Source organism: Streptomyces spongiae (assembly GCF_009377185.1).
Taxonomy (GTDB): Bacteria; Actinomycetota; Actinomycetes; order Streptomycetales; family Streptomycetaceae; genus Streptomyces; species Streptomyces spongiae.
In genome coordinates this window covers 1-17,708 of sequence record NZ_VJZC01000172.1, presented here as the reverse complement: position 1 = coordinate 17,708, position 17,708 = coordinate 1, and the positions used below count along the sequence as shown (strand labels likewise).

The 17,708-nt window shown below is 70.7% G+C and carries 18 protein-coding genes; 8 read left to right on the top strand and 10 right to left on the bottom strand.

All coding sequences use genetic code 11. The features are described from left to right. The first annotated feature begins 173 nt into the window (after nucleotides 1–173). The gene (locus tag FNH08_RS22915) at nucleotides 174–1,100 is read left to right on the top strand and encodes a 1-phosphofructokinase (RefSeq protein ID WP_322725150.1); all 927 of its coding nucleotides are present in this window, start codon (nucleotides 174–176) and stop codon (nucleotides 1,098–1,100) included. Between the two features lie 25 nt (nucleotides 1,101–1,125). Here FNH08_RS22915 and FNH08_RS22910 read toward each other — a convergent pair whose 3' ends face one another. Together FNH08_RS22910 and cdgB are read right to left on the bottom strand one after the other, a co-directional pair. Next, on the bottom strand, nucleotides 1,126–2,082 hold the full coding sequence (locus FNH08_RS22910; RefSeq protein WP_152773372.1) for a CBM35 domain-containing protein: 957 nt from the start codon (nucleotides 2,080–2,082) through the stop codon (nucleotides 1,126–1,128). Nucleotides 2,083–2,328: 246 nt separating this feature from the next. Beyond that, complete coding sequence (gene cdgB / locus FNH08_RS22905) at nucleotides 2,329–4,038, bottom strand: diguanylate cyclase CdgB (RefSeq protein WP_152773371.1); 1,710 nt, start codon at nucleotides 4,036–4,038, stop codon at nucleotides 2,329–2,331. 460 nt (nucleotides 4,039–4,498) lie between these two features. Between cdgB and FNH08_RS22900 the strand changes: the two genes are divergently transcribed. After that, complete coding sequence (locus tag FNH08_RS22900; protein WP_152773375.1) at nucleotides 4,499–4,981, top strand: flavin reductase family protein; 483 nt, start codon at nucleotides 4,499–4,501, stop codon at nucleotides 4,979–4,981. Nucleotides 4,982–5,047: 66 nt separating this feature from the next. On the opposite strand, the gene arfB is transcribed toward FNH08_RS22900, so the two are convergent. Continuing rightward, the gene (gene arfB / locus FNH08_RS22895; protein WP_152773373.1) at nucleotides 5,048–5,485 is read right to left on the bottom strand and encodes an alternative ribosome rescue aminoacyl-tRNA hydrolase ArfB; all 438 of its coding nucleotides are present in this window, start codon (nucleotides 5,483–5,485) and stop codon (nucleotides 5,048–5,050) included. A gap of 278 nt (nucleotides 5,486–5,763) precedes the next feature. Here arfB and FNH08_RS22890 point away from each other — a divergent pair, with 278 nt between their 5' ends. Together FNH08_RS22890 and FNH08_RS22885 are read left to right on the top strand one after the other, a co-directional pair. Beyond that, complete coding sequence (locus FNH08_RS22890; RefSeq protein WP_152773370.1) at nucleotides 5,764–6,921, top strand: RNA-guided endonuclease InsQ/TnpB family protein; 1,158 nt, start codon at nucleotides 5,764–5,766, stop codon at nucleotides 6,919–6,921. A gap of 227 nt (nucleotides 6,922–7,148) precedes the next feature. Further along, entirely contained in the window at nucleotides 7,149–7,724 is a 576-nt protein-coding gene (locus tag FNH08_RS22885) for a TerD family protein (protein ID WP_152773369.1), read from the top strand. Between the two features lie 97 nt (nucleotides 7,725–7,821). Here FNH08_RS22885 and FNH08_RS22880 read toward each other — a convergent pair whose 3' ends face one another. After that, nucleotides 7,822–8,799, bottom strand: coding sequence for an alpha/beta hydrolase (locus tag FNH08_RS22880; RefSeq protein WP_152773368.1), 978 nt, complete (start codon nucleotides 8,797–8,799; stop codon nucleotides 7,822–7,824). A 270-nt stretch (nucleotides 8,800–9,069) separates the two neighbouring features. On the opposite strand from FNH08_RS22880, the gene FNH08_RS22875 reads away from it, so the two are divergent. Beyond that, on the top strand, nucleotides 9,070–9,528 hold the full coding sequence (locus FNH08_RS22875) for an SRPBCC family protein (protein ID WP_152773367.1): 459 nt from the start codon (nucleotides 9,070–9,072) through the stop codon (nucleotides 9,526–9,528). Between the two features lie 5 nt (nucleotides 9,529–9,533). Here the strand turns inward: FNH08_RS22875 and FNH08_RS22870 are convergent, their stop codons facing one another. Next, on the bottom strand, nucleotides 9,534–10,985 hold the full coding sequence (locus FNH08_RS22870; RefSeq protein ID WP_152773366.1) for a M1 family metallopeptidase: 1,452 nt from the start codon (nucleotides 10,983–10,985) through the stop codon (nucleotides 9,534–9,536). A gap of 36 nt (nucleotides 10,986–11,021) precedes the next feature. Between FNH08_RS22870 and FNH08_RS22865 the strand changes: the two genes are divergently transcribed. Beyond that, nucleotides 11,022–11,522 (top strand): hypothetical protein, encoded by a 501-nt coding sequence (locus FNH08_RS22865; RefSeq protein ID WP_322725147.1) that lies wholly within the window; start codon nucleotides 11,022–11,024, stop codon nucleotides 11,520–11,522. Nucleotides 11,523–11,588: 66 nt separating this feature from the next. Here the strand turns inward: FNH08_RS22865 and FNH08_RS22860 are convergent, their stop codons facing one another. The 3 genes from FNH08_RS22860 to FNH08_RS22850 all read right to left on the bottom strand — a co-directional run bounded on the left by FNH08_RS22860 (nucleotide 11,589) and on the right by FNH08_RS22850 (nucleotide 14,403). Beyond that, nucleotides 11,589–12,326, bottom strand: coding sequence for a pentapeptide repeat-containing protein (locus tag FNH08_RS22860; RefSeq protein WP_152773365.1), 738 nt, complete (start codon nucleotides 12,324–12,326; stop codon nucleotides 11,589–11,591). 74 nt (nucleotides 12,327–12,400) lie between these two features. Further along, nucleotides 12,401–12,880 carry a GNAT family N-acetyltransferase gene (locus FNH08_RS22855; RefSeq protein ID WP_152773364.1) on the bottom strand — a complete coding sequence of 160 codons (480 nt, stop codon included), beginning with the start codon at nucleotides 12,878–12,880 and terminating at the stop codon, nucleotides 12,401–12,403. Nucleotides 12,881–12,930: 50 nt separating this feature from the next. Continuing rightward, on the bottom strand, nucleotides 12,931–14,403 hold the full coding sequence (locus FNH08_RS22850) for an NAD(P)/FAD-dependent oxidoreductase (RefSeq protein ID WP_152773363.1): 1,473 nt from the start codon (nucleotides 14,401–14,403) through the stop codon (nucleotides 12,931–12,933). 63 nt (nucleotides 14,404–14,466) lie between these two features. Here FNH08_RS22850 and FNH08_RS22845 point away from each other — a divergent pair, with 63 nt between their 5' ends. After that, the gene (locus FNH08_RS22845; RefSeq protein ID WP_152773362.1) at nucleotides 14,467–15,348 is read left to right on the top strand and encodes an aminoglycoside phosphotransferase family protein; all 882 of its coding nucleotides are present in this window, start codon (nucleotides 14,467–14,469) and stop codon (nucleotides 15,346–15,348) included. A 23-nt stretch (nucleotides 15,349–15,371) separates the two neighbouring features. Here FNH08_RS22845 and FNH08_RS22840 read toward each other — a convergent pair whose 3' ends face one another. Then, nucleotides 15,372–16,079: an AAA family ATPase gene (locus FNH08_RS22840; RefSeq protein ID WP_152773361.1), complete on the bottom strand. Its 708-nt coding sequence runs from the start codon at nucleotides 16,077–16,079 to the stop codon at nucleotides 15,372–15,374. Between the two features lie 106 nt (nucleotides 16,080–16,185). Between FNH08_RS22840 and FNH08_RS22835 the strand changes: the two genes are divergently transcribed. Beyond that, entirely contained in the window at nucleotides 16,186–16,524 is a 339-nt protein-coding gene (locus FNH08_RS22835) for a WhiB family transcriptional regulator (protein WP_152773360.1), read from the top strand. 88 nt (nucleotides 16,525–16,612) lie between these two features. Here the strand turns inward: FNH08_RS22835 and FNH08_RS22830 are convergent. Then, on the bottom strand, nucleotides 16,613–17,708 hold a 1,096-nt coding region (locus FNH08_RS22830; RefSeq protein ID WP_152773359.1), incomplete at its 5' end, for a hypothetical protein.

Genomic DNA, 17,708 nt, shown 5'->3' with positions numbered 1-17,708 from the left:
GGGCGCGGGGAACTGCGCGACCAGCCACACCCAACCCGCACCCAACCAACCAACGAACCCCCAACGGCGCGACTACACCTTTTGGCATGATCAGGACTCGCAACAGCTGCTCGGCAAGCGCATCCTGAAGGCTTGGGACCACTGCTATCGAACCTGGGGGGAGGGTCGGCCGGGTGATCCTCACGGTCACGCTGAACACCGCTCTCGACATCACCTATCGCGTACGGAACCTCACACCGCACACCTCGCACCGGGTGACCGAGGTGACCGAACGCCCCGGCGGCAAGGGCCTGAACGTGGCCCGTGTCCTGGCGGCCCTCGGCCATGAGGCGACCGTCACGGGTTTCGTCGGCGGTACGACAGGACGTGTCCTGCGGGAGCAGCTCTCCCGCACCACGGGCGTCGTCGACGCACTGCTGCCCATCGCGGGCACAACCCGCCGCACCGTGGCCGTGGTCGACGCGACCGGTGACACGACTCAGCTCAACGAACCGGGCCCGGCCGTAACACCCGCGGAGTGGTCCGCCTTCCAGGAGGCGTACGAGCATCTGCTGGCCGACGCGTCAGCGGTGGCGTTATGCGGCAGCCTGCCGCAGGGTGTCCCCGTGGGTGCGTACGCGGGGCTGGTACGGGCCGCGCGGACCGCGAACGTCCCGGTCCTCCTCGACACCAGCGGCGAGCCCCTGCGCCGGGGCGTGGCTGCCCGCCCCGACGTCGTGAAGCCGAACGCCGAAGAGCTTGCCGAACTCACCGGTTCGCACGAGCCCTTCCGAGCGGCCCGCGACGCCCGCCGCCGGGGCGCCCACGCGGTGGTCGCCTCTCTGGGCGCCGAGGGACAGCTGGCCCACACCGCCGAGGGCCACTGGCGGGCGACCCCGCCCCGCCGTCTGCGCGGCAACCCGACCGGCGCGGGGGACTCGGCCGTCGCGGGGCTGCTGTCGGGGCTGGTGGAGCGACTGCCGTGGCCCGAACGGCTGGCCCGGGCCGTGGCGCTGTCGGCGGCGACCGTCCTGGCGCCCGTGGCGGGCGAGTTCGACCGGGCGGTGTACGAGGAGCTGGTGGGGCAGGTGCGGGTGACCGGGGAGGCCAGCGCGGCCTGAGCGCCGGTCACCGGGGCGCTGGGGCTCAGCCCTTCACCAGGTACACCTGGTCCAGGTTGAAGTCACACTGGTTGCCCTGCTCGCAGGAGATCTTGAGGGTGTTGGTGCCCTTGTTGAGCTGGACGGCCGCCCAGGTGTTCGTCCAGCCCTTCTCGTAGTCGCCCTCGGGGGCGTTCGCGAAGTTCTTCATGTTCACCGGGCGGGTCTGGGCCGTGCCGTTCACGGAGAGGGTCGCGTCGGCGTCCTTGCCGGGCACTCCGTAGTTGAGGTAGAGCCGGTACTGGCCCTTCTTCGGGATGCCGTTCACGTTCCACGTGACGGACGCGCCGACCGCGTTGAAGCCGGTGACGTACGTTCCGCCGTCCGCCTTCGCGCCGGAGACGTCCGACGCGGTGGTGGCGCCGCCCGCGAGTTGCAGGGCCTTGGCGTCGATCTTCGGCAGTTCCGCGTCGTCGTCGGGCTTCTGGGAGGACGACTGGCTGGGCTCGGTGCTGTCCTTGCCGGCCGACGGGGTGGAGTCCGCGCCCGTGTTGTTGCCGCCCGCGTCGTCGCTGTCGTCGCCGCCGAGCATGGCCACGCTGATGCCGATCACCACGGCGGCCAGCACGGCGATCGCGCCGATGAGGAGGCCCTTGGTGTTGGGGCCCCGGCCCCGGCCGCCGCCGTCGCCGTATGCGGGCGTGCGGGTCGTGGAGGCGCCGCCGGGGACCGTCTCGGGGGCCTGGTAGTGCGCGTTCGGCTGGCCGTAGGCCCCCTGCTGGGACACCTGGCCGTACGCGGCCGTCTGGCCGGACTGCTGAGGGGCCTGGGCGGGCTGCTGCCCGTACTGGCGCTCACCGACCGCCCGCACCCTGTTGACCGCGTTCGGGTAGCCGTAGCCCCCCGACGGCGGCTGGGCGCCACGGGCCTGACCGTCGGCGTACAGGTAGCCGAACGGGTCGTCGTCCTCGGGCGTGCTCGCGCCGTTGTTGCCGGGCGTCATCCCAAGATCTCCTCAGCGGTGCGGTACAGAAGCGGTACATGCGTGAGTACATGCGTGAATGGCGAGCCTACCCGCTCCAGCTGGCCCAAACGGGTGACTCGGGTCGCATCATCTCGTCGATCATGCCGTCCGTCATCCCCGGGGTCACCCTGCTGACCTGCGGGAAGAGTGGCGTGCACCCAGGGTGTACGGGGAATCCACCCGTGGTTCACCGTCCCTGAGAGCGAGCGGAAGTGAGTCAGCTCGCTACCCCGCACGCCTGTGCTGCCTGGGACGAGACCGTTTCTCGACGTACATCCGCTCGTCGGCGGACTTCAGCACCTCGTCGGCCGTCATCCCGCAGTGGGCCCAGCCGATGCCGAAGCTGGCGCCGACCCGCATGGCGCGGCCGTCGACCCGGATCGGCTGGATGATCTCGTTGCGCAGCCGTACGGCGAGGTCCTGGGCGTCGGCCCGGCCGAGTCCGTCGGCGAGGACCACGAACTCGTCGCCGCCGAGCCGGGCGACCGTGTCACCGTCGCGCACGGCGCGGCCGAGGCGCCGGGCCACCTCGATGAGGACGGCGTCGCCCGCGTTGTGCCCGAAGCGGTCGTTGATCGACTTGAACCCGTCGAGGTCGCAGAAGAGCACCGCGAGCCCCTTCGTGCCGTCGTCGCGCTCGCCCTCGGGGGCGACGACGTGCACGTGGTGGTCGAAGGCGTCGTACGCCCCGGACCCGGCCCCGGGTCCCGGACCGGCGCTGAACGCGAAGCCGTGGCCGTTCCCGTCGTACGCCGACGGCTGCCCCTCGGCGAACGGGTCGTACTGCTCGAACGCCGCGTCCATGGAGTCCACCGCGCCGGCCGGCGAGGACTGCGGGCGCCGGCAGAGGCGGGCGGACAGGCGGGAGCGCAGCTCGGCGGAGTTCGGCAGGCCGGTGAGCGAGTCGTGCGAGGCGCGGTGGGCGAGCTGGAGCTCGCGGCGTTTGCGCTCCTCGATGTCCTCGACGTGGGTGAGCAGGAAGCGGGGCCCGTCGGTGGCGTCGGCGACCACGGAGTTGCGCAGGGACACCCAGACGTACGTCCCGTCGCGGCGCCCGATCCGCAGCTCGGCGCGTCCGCCCTCGGCGGAGGTCCGCAGGAGGGTGCCTATGTCCTCGGGGTGGACGAGGTCGGCGAACGAGTAGCGGCGCATCGCTGAGGCGGGGCGGCCGAGCAGTCGGCACAGGGCGTCGTTGGTGCGCAGGATCCGGCCGTGTTCGTCGCCGCCCATCTCGGCGATGGCCATGCCGGACGGGGCGTACTCGAACGCCTGCCGGAAGGATTCCTCACTCGCGCGCAGGGCCTGCTGCTCCCTTTCGAGCCTGACCAGTGCGCGCTGCATGTTGGCCCTCAGCCGGGCGTTGCTGATCGCGATGGCGGCCTGGAACGCGTACATCTGGAGCGCTTCGCGTCCCCAGGCGCCGGGGCGGCGGCCGTTGCGCGGCCGGTCGACGGAGATCACGCCGAGCAGCTCACCGCACGAGGTTCCCGGTGCGCCCGGCGTGTACATCGGCGCGAAGAGGCGGTCGGAGGGGTGCCACTCGTCCTCGAAGCGGGGCGCGGGGCCGTCGGTGAACCACTGGGGCACGTCGTCGTCGTCGAGTATCCAGCCCTCGGTGTGCGGTATGAACCGCAGGTCGCCCCAGGGCTCGCCCATGCCGAGCCGGCGGTCCCAGGAGGCGCGGGAGCCGGTACGGCCGGTGATCAGCGCCTCGGCCGCGGAGTTTCCGGCGAGCGCGGCGACGACGAGGTCGCCGTCGGGGCGCACGAGGTTGACGCACGCCAGCTCGTAGCCGAGTCCGGTGACGATGCCGTCGGCGACGGTTTGCAGGGTGTCGGCCAGGCTGCGCGCGGTGTTCATGTCCGCCATGACCTGGTGCAGCTGCCGCAGAGTCCTGAGACGGACGTACGGCTCCGAGTCGGTGTCGGTCTCCATTCGCCCTCCCCCCGAGGTCTCGCAGCAACTCCAGGGTTGTCTTCGGCGTGCTGGTCGGCGTACTACTCGTAAGCGTCTCCGCCACTGAATCACAGCGCGCTGCCCACTCGGTACACAGGGTCAACAAAAAAGGGCACCTGTGACTCAAGTCACAGCAAAACGTGAACAATTGAGTGGGGGTTCTGCGTTTCCACGATGCGCTTGCTGAACACAATTCATGGTTCTGTGCGTGAGCTGTGAGCGAATGTGTCCGCGAGGGGGGTGGTGACCGGTGACGTCCCGGGTGCTCGGCCCGGCCCCTCCGCCGAAGGTCCTAGGACCGGTTCCGGACTCTGGTCGGATGTGGCGCACACCTGTCGGAGGCTAGCGTCCGAGTGTGCCGAAGACCTCCCCTGCCCCATCCGTGTCCGCCCCCGACGGGCATGCTGAGGGGGTGACCGAAGACGAGTTCCGTGCCGCCATGTCCCGGCTGACCGCCGGTGTGGTCCTGGTGACCGCGCACGAGCCCCCGCTGGACCCCGAGGGGCCGCGCGGCGAGGACGTCGGCATGACGGCGACGTCCTTCATGTCCGTGTCCCTGGACCCGCCCCTGGTCATGGTCAGCCTCCGCGAGGGCTCCCGGATGGACGACCTGCTCGCCGAACAGCCCCTGTGGGCCGTGTCCCTGCTCTCCGAGAACCAGCGCCAGGTCGCGGGCCGCTTCGCCATGAAGGGCCGCGTCAGCGACCGCCTCCTCTTCGCGGACCTCCCGTACGACCGCGGCGAGGTCTCCGGGGCACCCCTCGTGGGCGGCGCCCTGGCGACCCTGGAGTGCCGCACCGAACAGCGCGTCACGGCCGGCGACCACACCCTCGTGATCGGCCGTGTCCTAGCGGCGGCGGTACCGGGCGCGGACGGGGGGCCGCTGGCGTACTTCCGGGGCCGGTACCGGCAGTTGGGGTGAGGTGGAAGGGCGGGAGGACCGCACTCTCTGGCACCCGGGGCCGAACGGCCCCGAGAACTTCTGCCGTCACCCCCAGTCGCGTCCTGACCTTCCCCGCTTGGTGTCCGAGCGCTGCTTCTTCTCGCGGAGGCGGCGCTCGTTGATGCCCCGGGGTATGCGGGTGGGCCTGCGCGGCTTCGGCGGGGGTGCCGTGGCCTCGGCGAGGAGCGCGGCCAGCCGGACGGCCGCCGTCTCCCGGTTGCGCCACTGCGAGCGGTGCTCGGAGGCCCGGACGGTCACCACGCCGTCCACGAGCCGCCCGGCCAGCCGGTCGAGGGCCCGCTGCTTCCACACCTCGGGCAGGGCCTCGGTCTTCGCGAGGTCGAACCGCAGCTCCACCTGCGAGTCGCTCGTGTTCACATGCTGTCCGCCGGGCCCGCTCGAACGCGAGAAACGCCACAGGAGCTCGGCCTCGGGGAGCGAGACGGAGCCGCGGATGAGATAGGGACCGGACATGCCGTCCATGGTCGCGCGGCTGACCGGCACACGTCACGCGAATATCGCTCAGCGGAGTTCAGCGGCTTCTGGCGAGGATGCCCCGGCGTTCACGCCGGGGAGGAATCGCCTCCTTCTGGTCGCGACGCGGAGCGTCGCCGCATTTGCTCGTTGCCCGGCGCGGAGCGCCCGCAGGGCTGCCCGGCGGAGCCGGGGAATGCGAACGACTGTCCCGCGGATCACCCGCTGTGGTGAGTGCCGAGTGAAAGGCGGTTGTGTGTACGGAAGTCGTACTACGGTCCGATGTCATGAAGCTGGTCGTGCAGGTGAAGCTGCTGCCGACGCCAGAGCAGGCGTCGGCACTGGAGGCAACTCTGCGCGCCTGCAACCGGGCCGCCACCCACGCGTCGCAGGTCGCCTTCGCCAAGCACCTCAAAGACCGCAACGGACTACAGAAAGAGGTGTACACGGAACTTAAAGCCACGTTCGGGCTGTCCGCGCAGCCGGTGGTGCGGACGGTGAAGAAGGTCGTCGACGCCTACGCCACCCTGAAAGCCAATCTTCAGGCCGGAAACCTGGGCCCGCCCACCTCCAAGCGGCACCGCAGGGCGGTCGGCACCCCGATCGCCTTCCGCCCGCAGGCGGCCCAGCCATTCGACGACCGTTGCCTGTCGTGGCAGTACGACGCGCGGACCGTCTCCGTCTGGACCGTCGATGGGCGGATGAAGGGCATCCGCTTCGCCTGCTCCCCCGACCAGCTGAAAACCCTGGTGCAGTACCGCAAGGGCGAGAGCGACCTTGTCCAGCGCGGCAGGAAGTGGTTCCTGATCGCCACCTGCGACATCCCCGACCCGGAGGTGTATGAGCCTGCCGACTGGATCGGGGTCGACCGGGGCATCGTGAACCTGGCCACCACCTCCGACGGCACCAACCACCAGGGCCGCCGCCTGTCCCGCTACCGGCGCTGGCAGGCCCGCAAACGCGCCGAACTCCAGGCCCGGCAGACCCGCTCGGCCACCCGTCGCCTCGCCCGCCGCGCACAGAAGGAACGCCGCCATGCCACCCATGTGAACCATCGGATCAGCAAGGAGATCGTGTCCGTTGCCCAACGCACCGGTCGCGGCATCGCCGTCGAGCAACTCGGCGGGATCCGCGAGCGGGTACGGCTACGCGGCGACCAGCGGCGCACGCTCTCCTCCTGGCCCTTCCACCAGCTCGGCCAGCACCTCGCCTACAAGGCACGCAAGGCCGGGGTGCCGTTTTTGGAGGTGGATGCGGCCTATACCTCGCAACGCTGCCCGCGCTGCGGCCATACCGAGCGGGCCAACCGGCCCGACCGGGACCATTTCCGCTGTCGTCGGTGCGGGCTCGCTGGCCCCGCCGATGTCGTCGCCGGGGTCAACGTGCGCGACCGCGCACGCTCGGCGTGGGCATTCGTCACCATGCCCGTCCCACACCCGGCCTGACCGGCGCGGGAGATGCGACCCGTGACCGTCCTGTCGTAGGGGGCAGTCGGGAGCGCGACGAGGTGTGAACGACCGAGCCAACAAGCTCGGCCGTTCACGGCCGAGAAGGTGACCCGCTGTTCGGTAAAGAAAGTAAAGACACCTGGAACTTCGCGCACACCTCTCGACGTTCATGGGGGTAGCTGTAGCTTTCTGCCGTACCGCTAACGAGGGAAGGACTCCCAACAATGGCTGTAAGCCTGTCCAAGGGTGGCAACGTCTCGCTCACCAAGGAGGCTCCGGGCCTGACCGCCGTCACCGTGGGCCTCGGCTGGGACGTCCGCACCACCACCGGCACGGACTTCGACCTCGACGCCTCCGCGATCGCGGTCAACACGCAGGGCAAGGTCTACTCGGACGCCCACTTCGTCTTCTTCAACAACAAGCAGACCCCGGACCAGACCATCGTCCACACGGGTGACAACCGCACGGGCGAAGGCGCGGGCGACGACGAGGCGATCAACGTCAACCTGGCCGGTCTCCCGGCCGACGTCGACAAGATCGTCTTCCCGGTCTCCATCTACGACGCCGAGTCCCGCACGCAGAACTTCGGCCAGGTGCGCAACGCCTACATCCGCATCGTCAACCAGGCGGGCGGCGCCGAGATCGCCCGCTACGACCTGTCGGAGGACGCGGCCACGGAGACGGCCATGGTCTTCGGCGAGCTCTACCGCAACGGCGCGGAGTGGAAGTTCCGCGCGGTCGGCCAGGGCTACGCCTCGGGCCTGGTGGGCATCGCCCAGGACTTCGGCGTGAACGTCTGAGTCACGCACAGCGGTTGAGGGCCCCCGACTCCGGGCAACCGGGCGGGGGCCTTCCGCGTTCACCGAACGGCTTTGCCGGGCCTCTGGGCCGGGTCGTTCAGGCCGGGGCGTCGGCATGGGTGCCCAGGGCGTCGCGCAGCACCGCGACGGCCTGGGCAACGGCCGCACGGGTGGCGCGGGTGTCGCTGAGCGGGTTGAGCATCATGAAGTCGTGGGTGATGCCGTCGTAACGAACCGTGGTGGTGTCGACGCCCGCGGCACGGAGCTTGGCCGCGTACGCCTCGCCCTCGTCACGCAGGACATCCGCCTCGTCGACAAGGACGAAGGCCGGTGGCAGACCGGCGAGCTGACCGAGGTCGGCCTTCAGAGGGGAGACGGTGATCTCGCCGCGCTGCGCGCGGTCGGGCACGTAGGCGTCCCAGAACCACTCCATGGCCTTGGCGGTGAGGAAGTAGCCGCTGGCGAAGTCGGCGTAGGACCGGGTGTTCATTCCGGCATCGGTGACCGGGTAGTACATGGACTGATGCACGAAGCGGACGTCGCCGCGCTCCTTGGCCATCAGGGCGAGAGCAGCCGTCATGTTTCCGCCGACCGAGTCGCCCGCCACCGCCATGCGGTCCGGGTCGAGGCCATGGGCAGCGCCTTCCCGGACGACCCACTGGGCGGTGGCGTAGCCCTGCTCGACCGCCACCGGGTAGTGCGCCTCGGGAGAGCGGGCGTACTCGACGAACACGACCGCGGCCCGCGCCCCGTCCGCGAGCTCGCGCACCAGTCGGTCATGCGTGGCGGCGTTGCCCAGAATCCAGCCGCCGCCGTGCATGTAGAGCACCACGGGGAGGGGCGACGCGGAGCCTCGCGGCCGGACGATACGGACCCGGACATCGCCGACATCGGCGGGAACGGTGATCCACTCCGAGTCGGCGTCGAGCTTCTCGATCGGTTCCGCCTGGAGGTCGTCCAGCACCTTGCGGGCCTTCTCGGGCCCCAGCTCGTACAGGAACGGCGGCTGGGACGTGTCCTGTGCGAACTGGCGGGACGCGGGCTCCAGAACGGGGGTGCCAGAGGGAGCGGTCATGACGGTCTCCGTGGGCTCTGGGGGGGATGGGCACGTGGCTGAGAGAGATGCCGAAGGGCTCGCGCACGGCCTGACCGTGGAGCGCCGGTTCGCCCCGCCGGTGGACAGGCAGCGCAGCGGTGCCACAAGCAACAGCGTCGCCCCTCCGAGTGGTGATCGCATCCGTTGAGCCGCCTGGGTGGGCACGCCGTTCGCCTCGCGGGATGCCCGGGGGTCCCATAGGGTCGCGAAGGGCCGTGCCGCCCGTCCTGCCGCTATTGAGGAGTGCTCATGTCAGGACAGTTTGAAGCGACGATCGAGGTCGACCGACCTGTCGAGGCGGTGTTCGACTACCTCGCCGACGGACGCAACGATCCGCAGTTCAGCCCCCGCGTGCTGAGGATCGAGCGGGTTCCCGACACCCCGACCACCGTGGGTACGGTCTTCCGCAGCACGGTCAAGGACGCCGGGATGAAAACCGCCAGGGAGTTCCGCGTCACCGACCTCGAAGCCCCGGTACGGATCCGGTGGGCCGAGGTGTCGAAGAACAGCGTGACGGCCCGCGAAGGCGGTTACGACCTGGAGCCGCTGGCCGACCGTAGGACTCGGGTCCGTATCTACAACGTTCTGGACGGCCACGGCGTCGGCAAGCTCCTCGTCGGTCTGGCGCTCGCCGCCGCCCGCAAGGACGCCGACAGCTTCGGCGCCCGGATCAAGTCAGCCGCCGAAGCGGCGATCGAGCCGAGTTGACGGTTTCACGGCTTCGCCGGCTTCCCGTCCCCGTACAGCCAGTCCTCCCAGATCTCGCCGAAGTCCTCGTCCGGGGCCAGCTTCTCCACGTACGCCGTGAACTCGCCCGTGTCCGCGTTCCCGTGACGGTGCTCGGCCGCCCAGCCCCGAAGGAGGGCACGGAACGTGTCGTCGCCGACCTTCTGGCGGATCTTGTGGAGGACCATGGCGCCGCGCTCGTAGACCGGGCTGTCGGAGATGGTCCCGGGCCCCGACGGTTCGGCGGGTGGGAAGGACCAGATGTCCTTGTCGTCGGTGGCGTCGGGGTAGTGGTCGCCCTCGTACAGCGCGTCGAAGATCTCCTGGGCCGACTGCCCGTCGTGCTCCTCCTGCCACAGCCACTCGGCGTAGGTGGCGAAGCCCTCGTTGAGCCACATGTCCCGCCAGGTAGCCGGGGTCACGGAGTTGCCGTACCACTGGTGGGCCAGTTCGTGGACGAGGGTCTCGGTGTCCGGCGGGCCGGGGAAGACGGGGCGGTTCTGGGTCTCCAGCGCGTACTCGGCGTCGCCCTCGCGGTCGACGATCGCTCCCGTGGAGGAGAACGGGTACCGCCCGAAGGTGTCCTCCGCCCAGGTCATGATCTCGGGGATCTGCGCCAGGACCTCCCGGCTCGCTTCGGACTGGGACGGGTCCACGGCGACGTACACGGGCAGGTCGGTCTTCGTCCTGGTGGCGCGGGTCTCGTAGGTGCCGATCGCCACCGTCGTCACGTAGCTCGCCATCGGTTCGGCCGTGTGCCAGGAGAAGGTCGTCCGGCCCTTCCGCGTCGACTCGTTCTTCAACTCGCCGTTGGACACGGCCCGCAGGCCCTCGGGGACGGTGATCTCGATGTCGTACGTCGCCTTGTCGGAGGGGTGGTGGTTGCCGGGGAACCAGGCCATCGAACCCGTCGGTTCGCCCAGCGCGAGCGCGCCGTCGCCCGTCCTCAGCCAGCCCTCCTCGGAGCCGTCCGGGTCGGTGATCGTCTCGGGGGAGCCCGAGTAGCGCACCGTCGTCCGGAACGTCTCCCCCTTGGCGAGGTCCCGCTTGGGGTGCACGGTCAGTTCCTGCCCGGACCTCTCCCAGCGGGCGTCCTTGCCCTCCACGGTGACGCCCTTGACGTGGAGACCCTTCAGATCGAGGTCGAAGGCGCCGAGGTCCTGCGTCGCCCGTGCGGTGATGACGGCCGTGCCCCGCAGGCGGTCGCCGTCGGGGTTGTCGTCGGTGTTGTCGTCGGGGTTGTCGTCGGGGTCGCTGCCGGGGTCGTAGTCGAGGGTCAGGCCGTAGTGCGTGACGTCGTAGCCGCCGTTGCCCATCTTCGGGAAGTACGGGTCCCGCAGGCCGGAGGAACCACTCTTCGCTCCGCCACCGGTGCACGCGGACAGGGTGAGCGCGCACGCGAGCAGGACGGCGGGGACAACCGGTGCGGATCGGGACATGACGTCGATCCTATGAGGACATGACACCATCGCTTCGTGCTCGACATCGGCTACGCCCTCTCCAACCGCTTCCCTGATCCCCCGCAGACCGACTACCGGCGCGCCGACGTGTACGCGCTGCGGCACGATCTGTTCTGCGGGGACGTGTACCTCGCGGACACGAAGGAGGACCGGGAGCTGTCCACAGCCTGGGGATGGGTACCGGTGCTCGACTTCGCGTGGGCGCTGTGCGACATCGTCGAGCGGATCGACGAGGACCCGCGCGGCAGCCGGGCCGCGCGGCCCCAGCAGGCCGAGCTCGACTTCACCGAGTCCACGGACCGGATGCTCTTCGAGCGGCGGTTCGGGTGGGTGGACATCGAGGCGGAGTGGCTGCCGCCGGCTGAACCTCCTCTCACGTTCTCCCACGGCGAGTTGCGCCGTGAGGCCCGCGACTTTCTGCACGATCTGATCGCCGATCTCACGGATATGCATGAGGGGCTGCGGGAGAACTCGGCTATATGGACGTTGGAGGCGCGGTTTCCCAGGGTTCGGTGAGTGGGGGTGGCGGTCCCTGGGGGCTGCCCCCCCCAGACCCCCATTTCGGCCTGAACGGCCTCGTCCTCAAACGCCGGACGGGCTGGCGGGCACCACTCTGATCCCCATCTCCGCCGCCAGCACCGGCGCCAGGTCCAGCAGTTGCCCCGGACTGATCACCGCCCCCGCCAACCGGTCCACCCCCCGCGCGATCTCCAGCTGGGCCGCTGCCCTCAGGTCGACATCCGTCAGGACCGCCGCGCTGAAGTCCACCCCCTTCAACGCGCAGTCCACGAACTCGACGCGCTCCAGCCGGGCGCCCCCGAAGTCCGGCTCCACGAGGACGCAGTCCTCGAAGACCACGTCCTTGAGGCGGGCCTTGCGGAGGTTGAGGTAGTCGATCTTGCCGCCGCGGACGACGACCCGCTCCAGCACGGAGCCGTGCAGTTGTACGCCGCCCAGCCGGGCGTCGACCAGCTCCACGTCCCGCAGGGTGGACTCGGCGAGGTCGGTGCCGACGCCTCGTATGCCGGTGAGGACGGAGTCCAGCACGCGGGCGTGGTGCAGCCGCGTCTCGTCCAGGGCGCAGCCCCTCAGCGCGCAGTCCATGAAGCGGGCGCCCGCGCCGTCCTGTCCCGCGAGGTCCTCCTCCCTGAACTCCAGCCCGTCGTAGTCCCCGTCCGGCTCCAGCCCCGCACCGCCGTACGGCTCCAGCGGCGGCAACCGCACCTCCGGTCGCCGCGCACGCTTCACCCCGGTCCCGCCGGAACCCGTACGGGCCGCACCCGCCGTACCGCCCGCCCTGCCCGTTGCTTTCCTCGCCATGCCCCCATGCTGCACCCGGCCACTGACAATCCGCCTGACCTGCGGCTGGGCGCCGCCCGGGTGAGGTCTCCGCGTCAGCCGCGCGACCCGAGCGTCCGCAGGGCGTCGTCCGTCAGCCGGTACACGGTCCACTCGTCCTGCGGGCGCGCTCCGAGGGCACGGTAGAAGGCGATGGACGGCTCGTTCCAGTCGAGTACGGACCACTCCAGCCGCTCGTAGCCGCGCTCGACGCAGATGCGGGCGAGCTCGGTGAGCAGCGCCCTGCCGTGGCCGCCGCCCCGGGCCTGCGGACGTACGTACAGGTCCTCCAGGTAGATCCCGTGGACGCCCCGCCACGTGGAGAAGTTGAGGAACCACAGCGCGAAGCCCACCGGCTCCCCCGTGGTGTCGTCCTCCGCGATGTGCGCGAACGCGGCGGGCCGCTCCCCGAACAACGCCTCCCGGAGCTGCCCCTCGGTCGCCCGCGCCTCCTCCAACGCCTTCTCGTACTCGGCGAGTTCACGGACCATGGCGTGGATGACGGGGATGTCGGCGGGCGTCGCGGCGCGAATCATGGACGCAGTGTCACACACGCCCCTGCGGTGGCGGACCGGGTGGCAGCCTCTCAGTGGCGTCCCGTCACCCGGTCCGCCAGCCGTGCCAGGCGGGACGACTCGGCGCCGGGCATGGTCCGTTCGCGGTGGTCGGCGGCGCGGTACGCGGCGTACAGGCCGTGGACGCCCAGCCAGCGCAGGGGCTCCGGTTCCCACTTGCGGACGCGGTGGCCGGCCCACGGCAGGGACGTCAGGTCCGTGGCGCCCGCCTGGCCGGAGTCCTGCTGGACGAGGTCGCGCAGGGTGCGGGCGGCCAGGTTCGCGGTCGCCACGCCCGAGCCGACGTAACCGCCCGCCCAGCCGAGGCCGGTGGAGCGGTCCAGGGTCACGGTGGCGCACCAGTCGCGGGGCACGCCGAGGACGCCCGACCAGGCGTGGTCCACCCGTACGCCGGTGAGGGACGGGAAGAAGCGGACGAGGATGTCGTACAGCTCCGTGATCGTCTCCGACTGGGTGCGGCCGTCGTTGTCGGTGCGCGAGCCGAAGCGGTACGGCACCCCGCGGCCGCCGAGAGCTATGCGGTCGTCGGCGGTGCGCTGGGCGTACATGTAGGCGTGCGCCATGTCGCCGAGCGCCTCGCGGCCCGCCCAGCCGACCGTCCGCCACTGTGCCTCGGTGAGCGGCTCGGTCACGATCATCGAGGAGTTCATGGGCAGCCAGGTGCGTCTGGCGCCCTTCAGCGCGGCCGTGAAGCCCTCGGTGCAGCGCAGCACGTAGGGGGCGCGGACCGTGCCGTACGGCGTGACCGCGTGCTTGGGGCGGATCTCGGTGACGGGCGTCGACTCGTGGAGGGTCACGCCGAGGGCCTCCACCGCGGCCGCCAGTCCCTTGACCAGCTTCACCGGGTGCACCCGCGCCCCGTGCGGCGTCCAGGACGCGCCGACGGCGTCCGCGACGCGTATCCGCTCGGCGGTCTCCCGGGCGCCGTACAGCTCGCGGTCCTTCTCGCCGTACGACAGCTCCGTCTCGTGGAAGGTCTTCAGCCGGGCCAACTGGGCGGGCGTGCACGCCACTTCGAGGACGCCGCCCTTGTGGATACCGGCGTCGATCCCCTCTGCCTCGGCGATCCTGACGACCTCGTCGACCGTGTCGTTCATGGCGCGCTGGAGCCGTACGGCGGCATCGTGGCCGTGCAGCTTCGCGTACCGGTCGCGGCCCGCGACGCCGTTGTAGAGCCAGCCGCCGTTGCGGCCGGAGGCGCCGTAGCCGCAGAACTTCTGCTCCAGGACGGTGATGCGGAGGAAGGGCGCCGCCTTCTTCAGGTAGTACGCCGTCCACAGTCCCGTGTAGCCGCCGCCGACGATCACGACGTCGGCGGTCGCGTCCCCGGACAGGGGCTCGCGGCGCTCGGGCAGCCCGTCGTCCGCGTACCAGAAGGAGACGCCTCCGTTGACGACACCGCCGTTGACGACACCGCCGTTGACGACACCGCCGGGGACACCCGTGCCTGCGCCGCTGCTGCCGCTGCTTCTGCCGCTGCTCATGGAGCGGACGGTAGCGGGTTATTCGCGTGCGGCCTACGGGGGGCCGCCCCTAGGGTCGGTTGGATGATCGAGGTCCCGGAAAACCTGGCAGCGTCCCAGATCGAGTTCAACGGGGAGGCGGGGCGCGCGTTCATCGCTCGGCTGCCCCGGCTGGCGGCGGACTTCCTCGACCGCTGGGAGCTGCGGGTCGACGGTCCGTCGATGTACGGCGTGACCGCCCTCGTCCTGCCGGTGGTCCGCCGGGACGGCACCCCGGCCGTCCTGAAGCTCCAGCTGCTGGACGAGGAGAGCGTGGGCGAGCCGGTCGCGCTGCGTGTGTGGGACGGCGACGGGGCCGTACGGCTCCTCGACCGCGACGACGCCACCGGCACGATGCTCCTCGAACGGCTCGACCCGACCCGGATGCTCTCCCACATGGCGGACACCCGCGAGGCGGTCCTGGTCATCGCCCGGCTGCTGGCCCACCTGACCTCCTTCCCGGCGCCCGAGGGCATGCGACGGCTCGCCGACATCGCGGCGGCCATGGTCGACAAGACGCCCGTGGCCCTGGAGCGGGTCGCGGACCCCACGACCCGCCGTCTCGTCGCGGACTGCGCCGCCGCCGTACGGGAGGTCCTCGACGAGCCCGGAGACCGCCTCCTCCACTGGGACCTCCACTTCGAGAACGTCCTCGCCTCCGAGCGCGCCCCCTGGCTGGCCATCGATCCCAAGCCCCTCGCCGGTGACCCGGGCTTCGACCTGTGGCCCGCCCTGCACAACCGCTTCGACCCCGGCGAGCTGTTCTGGCGCTTCGACGCGATGACCGACGTCCTGTCCCTGGACCGGGAACGCGCCCGTGCCTGGACCCTGGGCCGTGTCCTCCAGAACTGCCTGTGGGACATCGAGGACGGCCGGGAGCTGAACCCCCAGGATCTGGAGATCGGCCGGATGCTGCGCGACGCCTGAGCGGGCCTGGCTCTACGGGGCCCTCAGTCGACGATGTGGCGCAGATAGGCCTGGGGGTCGTCGAGGTAGCGGCGCCAGTGGTCGACCAGGGCCAGCTCCCGCCATTCGACCCGGCGCAGGCCGTGTTCGCCGACCTCGACGATGTGGGCGCCCGGCAGCGCGGTGAGCAGCGGGGAGTGGGTGGCGCAGACGACCTGGCCGCCGTTCTTCGTCAAGTGGTGGATGTGGCCCAGGAGTTCCAGACAGGAGGAGAAGGACAGCGCCGCCTCCGGCTCGTCCATCACGTACAGGCCGGGCTGCAGGAACTCGCCCCGGAACGCCGCGAGGAAGCCCTCGCCGTGGCTGACCGAGTCGGGCGCGTACCCCTCCCGGTCCAGCGCGTCCATCGCCGTCTCCGCGCGCAGGAAGAACCCCTTGCGGGCCGACCAGCTGCCGAGCATGCGCCGTCCGCGCGGTGCGGCGTCGAAGCGGATGCGTTCGCCGAGCTTCGACTTGCCGCGCCGGCTCGCGTAGCGCCAGTTGTGCGAACCGCCCCAGGGGTCGAGGCCGAAGCCCTCCGCGAGGGCCTCGACCAGCGTCGACTTGCCCGAGCCGTTCTCGCCGACGAGAAACGTCACCGGCGCGGTGAAGCGCAGCCCGTCGGCGAGGAGCCCGCGTACACAAGGCAGGGACCAGGGCCACGTCCTCTCGTCGTACGAGTCCACGTGTGCGTACGCGCGTTCGACGATCATGCGGTGAGTCTTCCACGCACTGAACCTGTCGGCCGCAGAACCCGTCGAGCAACACGAACCGACTCTCGTCATGACGGACTGGCCCAGCGCGTAGGAGAAACAGAGCATGAGCCACCAACGGGACCTGCCGATGCCCCCGCTGACGGGAGACGAACCGTGCACGACGACGTACGGGTTCTTCCTCGACAACTACGACCAGCACAGCGGCGACGTGGTGGCGGCATCGACGATGTGCCGCCGCTGCCCCCTGGTCCGGGCGTGCTTCATCTGGGCGCTGGCCAACCCCACCCTGTCGACCGACGGGATCTGGGGCGCCACCACCCCGTGGCAGCGCAAGCAGCTCCGCAAGGAGCTACGGCACCGGCTGGGCTCCCAGTCGATGAAGCGGGCGCTCAGGTCGGAGTACGCCAGGGCGGTGGCGGCGCTGCCCAGATCCACAGCGTGAACCTCTGCGCCGCCGCCGCTCACGTCTGTGAGTTTCTGCCCTTCAGGTCCGTGAGTCCACGCCCGCCAGGTCCGTGAGTCCCCGCCCCTCACGTCCGTGAGGCGGTCCCGCACCCCTCGTCGTCCGACTCCCCGACGCGCTCGTCCATCGAGTCGCTCCGGTCGTACGGATCGACCTCGCGGCCGTCCCCCGGGCCCGAGGTCGCGCTGTCGGCGCTGAACTCGGGGATGTAGTAGCCGGTGAGGTTGTCGCAGCCGCCGTTGGCGGTGTCCGACCTGTAGGAGACGAGGGAGAACGTTCCCGCCTTGGTGATCACTTTCGCCGGGTCGTCCCAGCTCATCACGACCTCACGGCGCACGATCGTGCGCGCGACCTCGTCGCTTCCCCCGGCGGCGCGTACGACCGGATAGACGTACGTGACATCGGTGGTCACCTCGACCGCACCGCGCTCGCCCTCCCGGTACGTGATCCGTCCGCGTGTCTTGACCACGTCTCCGGCAAGCCGCACCTTCGACTTCTCGAACCGGCTGAACAGCAGCAGAGGATCGTTCTCGCGGCTGGGCGCGCGGAACGCGGTCGTCAGGTAGTCCTGGACGTCCTCCTGCTCCGGGTTGATCAACGCGATCGCCTTCCGCGGACGTTCCCCGCGCAGCACACCGGGATCCAGACTGGACCCGGAGAGGAAGTCCCGGCTGTGTTTCAGCGCCTGCGCGACCTGCTCCTTGCTCATCCACCCGGTCGCCCGTGCCGCGGGCAGCGTGATCCCCGCCGTCCCGTCGGCCCACCGCGCCGCGGGCGATCCCCTGAACGGCTCCTTCAGTGTCGGTAGTTGGGCTGCCGCGTCCGTCGCGGGCGGCTCGTCCGGACGGTGCGACTCCGCGGCGAGGGGCGCGTCGTCGCCGTCTCCGCCGCCGAGCCAGCCGGCCACCCGCGCCGGAGCCAGCGCCACGACCAGCAGTCCGGCCGCCACCAGCACGCCGACCGCGTACCAGCCCTTGCTCCGTCGCCTCCGGACCGGCTGATGAGTCCGCCACCCCTCGGGCGGGCCGGGCTCCTCCCGCAGCCGCCGCGCCACCATCCGGGCCCGCGCGGACGGCTCCTCGGGCGCACCCTGAGTCCCGGCCTCGGCCTCCCGAAGGAAGCGCTCCCATTCCTCGTCGGAAATGGAGTCCCCACCCTTGCCC